Annotated in this window: 6 protein-coding genes and 2 tRNA genes; 3 read left to right on the top strand and 5 right to left on the bottom strand. The window is 43.0% G+C overall.

Annotated features, from left to right (window positions below; genetic code table 11):
* Positions 1 to 3: 3 nt before the first annotated feature.
* Complete coding sequence (locus ACFSYC_RS14925; RefSeq protein ID WP_377129241.1) at positions 4 to 2,466, bottom strand: bifunctional UDP-N-acetylmuramoyl-tripeptide:D-alanyl-D-alanine ligase/alanine racemase; 2,463 nt, start codon at positions 2,464 to 2,466, stop codon at positions 4 to 6.
* Positions 2,467 to 2,526: 60 nt separating this feature from the next.
* Between ACFSYC_RS14925 and ACFSYC_RS14930 the strand changes: the two genes are divergently transcribed.
* The 3 genes from ACFSYC_RS14930 (at position 2,527) to ACFSYC_RS14940 (ending at position 3,341) form a co-directional block, all read left to right on the top strand.
* Positions 2,527 to 3,009 (top strand): regulatory protein RecX, encoded by a 483-nt coding sequence (locus ACFSYC_RS14930; RefSeq protein WP_377129243.1) that lies wholly within the window; start codon positions 2,527 to 2,529, stop codon positions 3,007 to 3,009.
* A 117-nt stretch (positions 3,010 to 3,126) separates the two neighbouring features.
* Positions 3,127 to 3,202 (top strand) — tRNA-Gly (locus ACFSYC_RS14935).
* 54 nt (positions 3,203 to 3,256) lie between these two features.
* A tRNA-Leu gene (locus tag ACFSYC_RS14940) sits at positions 3,257 to 3,341 on the top strand.
* On the opposite strand, the gene ACFSYC_RS14945 is transcribed toward ACFSYC_RS14940, so the two are convergent.
* The 4 genes from ACFSYC_RS14945 to istA all read right to left on the bottom strand — a co-directional run.
* Entirely contained in the window at positions 3,307 to 4,878 is a 1,572-nt protein-coding gene (locus ACFSYC_RS14945; protein ID WP_377129245.1) for a recombinase family protein, read from the bottom strand. The genes ACFSYC_RS14940 and ACFSYC_RS14945 overlap by 35 nt on opposite strands.
* Before the next feature lie 4 nt (positions 4,879 to 4,882).
* Positions 4,883 to 5,044 carry a hypothetical protein gene (locus tag ACFSYC_RS14950; protein WP_377129247.1) on the bottom strand — a complete coding sequence of 54 codons (162 nt, stop codon included), beginning with the start codon at positions 5,042 to 5,044 and terminating at the stop codon, positions 4,883 to 4,885.
* A gap of 179 nt (positions 5,045 to 5,223) precedes the next feature.
* Positions 5,224 to 5,976, bottom strand: a complete 753-nt coding sequence (gene istB, locus ACFSYC_RS14955; protein ID WP_377129249.1) for an IS21-like element helper ATPase IstB — start codon at positions 5,974 to 5,976, stop codon at positions 5,224 to 5,226.
* A gap of 20 nt (positions 5,977 to 5,996) precedes the next feature.
* A partial coding sequence (istA, locus tag ACFSYC_RS14960; RefSeq protein WP_377129251.1) for an IS21 family transposase occupies positions 5,997 to 7,129 on the bottom strand: 1,133 nt, incomplete at its 5' end.

Below are 7,129 nucleotides of genomic sequence, written 5' to 3' on the forward strand. Positions count from 1 at the left end.
ATTCTATTCGTAAAAGTACACCCTTTTTACACGTTGCGAAATATTAGTTAATATCTCGTAGGGAATGGTGCCAATTTGCGCGGCCAGCTGCTCGATACGGTGTTGATGATTGAATACGATGACCTCGTCGCCCTCTTTCACATCTACACCGCTTACATCTAACATACACATATCCATTGATACGTTGCCGATGGTCGGGACAACGATGCCGTTAACCAGCATGTTACCAACGCCGTTACCAAAGGCTCGTAAATAACCATCCGCGTAGCCTATACGCACGGTGGCAATCTTACCGTCTTTTTGCATGACGCCTTTACGGCCATAACCAACGGTATCGCCTGCGGCAATAGTTTTCACTTGTGAGATACTTGTCTTTAAACTGGTAATAGGTTGCAAAGCGCCATCGCTGGCAGGCACGGCAGCATCTATACCATATAAACCAATGCCTAACCGCACCATATCAAATTGTGCCGACGGCCAGCGGCTAATTCCCGAGGTATTAGACAAGTGTTTTATAGTTTGATAACCCAGGCGGCTTTCTATTTGGGCAGCAGCGGTTTTAAATCTATTTATCTGTAGCTGCGTAAACTCATCATGTTCGGGCGCCTCGCTGGCCGCCAGATGCGAGAACATTGATATTATTTTAACGTATTTATTATCCGCTAACAGCTCGCAAAGCCCGTCAATCTCGGCGGTTTCAAAGCCCAAGCGGTGCATGCCTGTATCTATCTTTAAATGCACAGGGTAATTTGTCAGCTCGTTTTGTTGTGCGTACTTAATGAATTCGTCAAATAAACCAAAACTAAACAACACCGGCTCTAACTTGTATTCGGCCAGCTTGTCAAAGGCAGACTGTTCTGCATTAAGCACGACAATAGGCATACTAATGCCCGCCTGCCGCAACGATATGCCTTCATCGGTGTAAGCAACTGCCAAAAAATCAACTTTGTTATACTGAAGCATGTTGGCCAGTTCAAAAGTACCACTGCCATAGCTAAAAGCCTTAACCATAGCCATTAATTTAACGCCCGGTTTAAGTTTCGAGCGATAATAATGGAGATTGTTCAACATGGCGTTAAGGTTAATCTCCATTACCGTTTCGTGCGTCTTTTGCACCAAAGCACGGCTAACACGTTCAAATTCAAAGCTTCTGGAGCCTTTGATCAGAATAGTCTCGCTTTTAAAACCCGCAGTAAGCAGGTTATTAAGCAGTTCCGCAGTATCGGCAAAGAAAAACTTTTCTGGGATATCAAAGTATTCCTGATGGCTTTGCAGGGCCTCGCCTACGCCTATCAACTTGTCTACTTTTTTTGATCTGATAAGATCAGCAACCTGGCTGTACAATACATCGTCGGGCAACCCTGATTGGAATATATCAGATAGTATGAGCGTTTTCTTTTTATGCTGATTTTGTTGATTTAAAAAATTAAGCGCTATCTCTAACGAGTGTATATCCGAATTATAAGTATCGTCAATTACAGAACAATCATTAATACCTGTTTTAAGCTCCAAACGCATACTTACCGGGTGAAGATGTTCCAGGCGATTACCAATTTCTGCAGCGCTGTAACCTGAAGCTAACAAGGTAGCCCAACAGGTAATAGCATTTTCAACCGATGCCTGATCTAAAAATGGAATGAGGCATTCTATTCCTTTGCCCTTATAATTAGCACGCAGGCAATAGCTGTTTTTGATGACCGTCTCGCTAAACACATGCAGATCTGCCTGTTTAAAGTTGCGGCTCCAGGTAAAGGATTGCTGCGAGCCAATAGCATCTTTATAATCCATCAATTGGTCGTAATTATAAATCAGCAGCTTGCAGTTTTTAAATAACTTTAGCTTCTCGTAAATTTTTTGGGCAGCATCACCAAACCCTTCGTCATGCGCAGTACCTAAATGCGTTAATACGCCTATGGTAGGTTTAATGATAGCCTCCAATCTGTCCATCTCTCCCGGTTGTGATATGCCCGCCTCAAATATTCCCAAATCGTTGCTATCGTTCATCTGCCATACAGATAAAGGCACGCCAATTTGCGAGTTATAGCTTTTAGGGCTGCGCACTATATTCTTATCGGCCGCCAGCAACTGGTACAACCACTCTTTAACAATGGTTTTACCGTTGCTGCCGGTAATAGCTATTACCTCAATATTAAAACGCTCGCGATGATATTTGGCGAGGGCTTGTAAGGCACTAAGTACATCTATTACGACCAGGAAATTAGCATCAGTTAATTTGATTTCAGGCGCTTGCTTAACCACAAAATTGCGTACGCCTGCTGCATAGGCTTCTGCAATAAATTCGTGCCCGTTACGGCGGCCGCTTAAGGCAAAGAAAAGTACGCCCCCAGCCAATGTTATACGACGGCTATCTGTAAGTAGGGTGCTGATGATATCGTCGTGAACAAGATCGCCTTGCGCCCCTATAATTTCTTTAACTCCGGATATAGTATACTGGTTATTGACCATGACGATGCTAAATTGCTTATATTTCTGTCAATAGAAGAATTTTTAACAACTTTGGGTTTGATGGACGAACCTGAAAAAAAGAAAATAACCGACCAAAAACAGGCCCTTGCTAAAGCCGAACACTACTGCGCCTACCAGGATAGGGCACAGCAAGAAGTGCGGGATAAATTGTACGAATGGGGTTTGTGGCCTGATGCGGTTGAGAACATCATATCAGAATTGGTAAGTGCGGGTTTTTTAAACGAAGAGCGATTTGCTAAAGCTTACGTGGTAGGCAAGTTCAGGCAAAAAGCCTGGGGAAAGATTAAAATAAAACAGGGGCTGAAATTTAAAAAAGTGCCCGACGTGCTAATAAAAAAAGCGCTGTTACAAATTGATAGTGACGATTACTTTGCAACCCTTACCCGTATATTACAAAGAAAAGCCAGCATTGTAGCTGAAAGAGACGCGTTTAAGCGGCGTTATAAGCTGCAACAGTATGCTATGGGCCGGGGTTTTGAGCATGATTTGATCTTGGACGTTTTGAAAAACAGCGACTTGTAAAAAACATTTAAAAAAAGTTAAATTAACATTTGCAGCATATTGTTTTCTGCCTATATTTGCACTCCCTCAAACAAGGTAGGCGCGAAGCCAAAACTAATGCGGGAAATAACAACCAATGCGAAAGTAGCTCAGTTGGTAGAGCACGACCTTGCCAAGGTCGGGGTCGCGAGTTCGAATCTCGTCTTTCGCTCCAAATCCCTTTTTTAGAAGGGATTTATTGTTAAAAGGTTTCTAAACCTATAACGATGCTCAGATGGTGGAACTGGTAGACACGCAGGACTTAAAATCCTGTTCCCGTTAAAGGAGTGCGGGTTCGATTCCCGCTCTGAGTACACAACGGGAAGCACGTTCAGACAGACGTTGCTTCCCGTTTTTATTTCCTTTCAATTCCTTAGTAATCAAGTAGATAAGCTCAGCACCTTCATTCAATCTGGTGGTTCGATAACTTGTTCCGTCAAATCGTATATTTTCGCGAAATATCGAACCCAGTATCTCTCTCTTTTTGAGTACATCACAGCTTAAATAAAGCTTTCTGAGTTGATAAAGGGCACTTATTGCTTGAGAAATCATTCTGTCAATGCTCAAAACGTTCGAATTTTTCCCTTTAGCTTCGGCAAGATTAAGCTCCAACCTTCTGATTTGTTCTTCGCATTCTTTTTTCATAATTCTGAAATCGTCGGTGTCCAATTTATCATCAAAAACCAATTCCCTTGCTTTGGCTACCCTTGCGTTCAGTAATTCAATTTCTGCGGTAATTCCCTTCCTCCCTGAATGTGTATCGCCTTTAAATTTCTTGTAAACATCCATAGCAACTTCCTTGTAAATTTCTTCCATGCCCTCTTTGGGCACAAACTTTAGAAGTTCATCAGCCATATTTTCATTCATGATGTCTGCTTTATATCGGCAACCACAACCATAAATATGCTGGGCATGGTAGTAATAGTACATACCACCCTTTCTGCCTTTCGATGCGCTGGCCGTAAGTTTCCTATCACATGTGTTACAAGATATAATACCTTTAAGTGGTAAACCCTCCTGTAACTTTACAGCCTGAAGCCTAAGATTGATTTTTCGGCCAGACAATACGTCTTGTACTTCCTGAAATAATCCTTCAGAGATTAGCGGCTCATGCATTCCATCCACCCATTGCTCTTCTTCCTCCTTATAGGCTTTAACTACTATCTTACCGCAATAAACCGGGTTTCTGATCTCTCTGTAAAAATTCGAGCGGCTAATGGACAAGCCTTTTTCGTTTACCATCTGCCGTACTTGGTCGGGTGCAAAAACACCTTCAGCAATTGTTTTAAAGATCCATTGCATTTGCGGTCCATCTACTAGATTAGGTGTAATATATTTAGCGCCGTTCTCTTTTGTCTTGTTGTCGTAACCATAGGGTGCCCTCCCCATATAACGACCTTCTTTACGCGCGCGGCGCATTCCCTGTTTTACATTGAGTGCCCGGCGATCGTTTTCAACTTCCGGTGTCGCAAGGTAAAAGGCTAGCATAATTTTACTTTCCGGAATTTCCATATTGAGTGGTTGTTCTATTGCCTGCGGTTCAATACCAAGTCCGCCTAATATGGCAATCATCTGATATGCATCACTGGCATTTCGACTGAACCTATCCCATTTTGTAAATAATATCAGGTCAGTAAATTTACCTCTCGTTTTTTTTAGATCTATTAACAGCTTAAGCCATTCTGGCCTTTTGAATGTTTTTGCGGAATGATCTTCAAAAATTACCTTTCGGATATCTATGTAGTTCGTTTCACAGTATTTTCTTAGGCGGTCTTCCTGGTCACGCTGCGAGTAGCCTTTATCGGCTTGCTCGTCTGTACTAACTCTAATGTATAAATCGGCTGTTCTCATGAAATTACAATTTAACGTATTGATTTACAGATAAGATAGCAATTTTATACATAAAATCCAAAATTATTTTTGCTTCTGCTTTTGTGACCGTTTGGCCATGTTCTTTGAGTTTGGCAATAACCATTTCGGTTGTGACTTTTCTAGTTCTTGGGTCTACGGTTTCCATAGGCATCTGATTTTTCAGATGCAATTTTATAGATATGTGCTTTGAACTTTTGGGGTCTTAGATTGATATTCCGGGGATGTTGACCACCTGATTCCGTGGCAAAGTGACCATGCAATTAGCTGGCGAACGATAGCAGCGAGAGCTGTAAAAGTGTTTTCAAAGTTAGTTATTAAAAGTGGTTATTGATAACTGACCTCTTTATCATCAGTTCTTCGTTTCTTTCTCATCGATTCTCCCTTCAGTTCGATACGGTGTGCACTGTGTACGATCCGGTCCAGGATAGCATCAGCAATTGTCTTTTCACCTATTACATCATACCATTTACTTACAGGTAGCTGAGAAGTAATGATCAGCGAGGTCTTTCCATGCCTGTCTTCAATGATCTCCATCAGTGCAGCCCTGCTTTGCGCATCAAAAGGCTGGATACCGAAGTCATCCAATATCAATAGTTCTTGCCGTTCTATCTTTGCTACTTCTTTGAGATAGGAACCATCAGCCTTGGCCATTTTAAGCTTGGAGAATAGCTTAGGTGTACTGGCATAAAGGACCCTGTAGCCAAGTGTACAGGCCTGATATCCGATAGCAGAAGCGATATAGCTTTTACCGATACCTGTGCTGCCGGTGATGAGCAGGTTCTCGTTACGTTCGATGAATGTACAGTCCGCCAGGCGCATGATCTGGTTGCGGTCAATACTTCGGTCGGCATGATAGTGAACATCCTCTACAGAGGCTTTGTAGCGGAACTTGGCATAATAGATCTGCCGCTCGATACGCCTGTTATGCCGGTCATCCCATTCTGCATCCACCAGGTGCGCCAGTAGCTCATCTGCTGTATAATCCTCTGTTTTACCTGTTTCCAGTGTGCTTTGAAAAGCATGGTACATGCCGAAGAACTTAAGCTTCCGCATTTTGTCTAACGTGTTTGTGTTCATTCCATTGGTTATTTAAAAGGTTATTTGTAATAGTCTTCCCCTCTGATATTATCGTGGCTGGGCATAGGCAGTTCATCTGCGAACAAGCTTTCCTCATATTGATCCATCTTCTTTTCCAGGATCATATGAATGGTCTTGTAGTTATATACGCCATAGTGAAGACCTCTTCTGCAAGCCATGATCAGGCGTTCATTACCGACTTTACGGGAGAACCCAAGAATACCCAGGCAGGACTTGTAAGCCTGCTCGGGATGTTGTTTACGATCGAATATATTATGGATGTAAAGCCTGACATCCTCATGAATGGATGAGGCCCAACCCAGGAACTTATCCTTTGACCAGTCGGCCACGAACTGGTGAGTAGAAGCAAGATGGTCTTTCTCGGTTGTATAAAGATATAATCCCCTGGTGCGTTTATGCATAGCGATACGCTCGTAATGGTAAAAGGCCTCTACCGAAGAACTGGAATAAAGCAGCTTGATCTTCCTGCCAATAAAGCGGTAAGGGACACTGTAATAATGTTTATCAGGTCCAAGGCAAACATATCCGTTCTTCATCACGGTAGCATGGAACTGCTTTTTAAGCTCATAGCGAAGAACAGGTAAAGGGTTAAGCACTTCCCGTTCTATCTCATCGAACTGCTGCCTACGGCTGTAGTTCCTGCCTTGCAGGAACCGGTTATTATGCTCTTCGAGCACCGCTCTTATGGCTTCGTTCAATTCCTTTAAAGAGTGGTAAACCATCTTCCTTAAAGGAGCATAGATCCGGGTATACATGATCTTAACCGCACCTTCTACCAATGCTTTATCACGAGGGCGGAACGCCCGGGCTGGTAGAATGGTGGTGCCGTAATGATCTGCAAAGTCAGCGAATGTTTCGTTTAAGGTGGGTTCAAAACGGCTGCTTTTGGTTACGGCAGCTTTTAGGTTATCCGGAACTATGGCATCAGGAACACCACCGATATAATGCAGGGTATTCTCACAGGCCGTAATAAAGTCCTCCTTTTGCTGACTACCCACAGCTTCTACATAAGTGAGCTGGCTGGCTCCGAGTATAGCTACAAATACCTCAACGGTAATGATCTCGCCGGTCTCCTTATCGGTAATGCTAAGCTTTTGCCCTGCAAAGTCCACATACAGCTTATCACCTGCTT

It is taken from the genome of Mucilaginibacter antarcticus (assembly GCF_042686155.1).
In the GTDB taxonomy this organism is placed as follows: Bacteria; Bacteroidota; Bacteroidia; order Sphingobacteriales; family Sphingobacteriaceae; genus Mucilaginibacter; species Mucilaginibacter antarcticus.

What these genes read in the sequence shown, in the direction of transcription:
- ACFSYC_RS14925 (WP_377129241.1), bottom strand. Translation starts at nt 2,466, where the DNA reads ATGGTCAATAACCAGTATACTATATCCGGAGTTAAAGAAATTATAGGG.
- ACFSYC_RS14930 (WP_377129243.1), top strand. Translation starts at nt 2,527, where the DNA reads ATGGACGAACCTGAAAAAAAGAAAATAACCGACCAAAAACAGGCCCTT.
- ACFSYC_RS14945 (WP_377129245.1), bottom strand. Translation starts at nt 4,878, where the DNA reads ATGAGAACAGCCGATTTATACATTAGAGTTAGTACAGACGAGCAAGCC.
- ACFSYC_RS14950 (WP_377129247.1), bottom strand. Translation starts at nt 5,044, where the DNA reads ATGGAAACCGTAGACCCAAGAACTAGAAAAGTCACAACCGAAATGGTT.
- istB (WP_377129249.1), bottom strand. Translation starts at nt 5,976, where the DNA reads ATGAACACAAACACGTTAGACAAAATGCGGAAGCTTAAGTTCTTCGGC.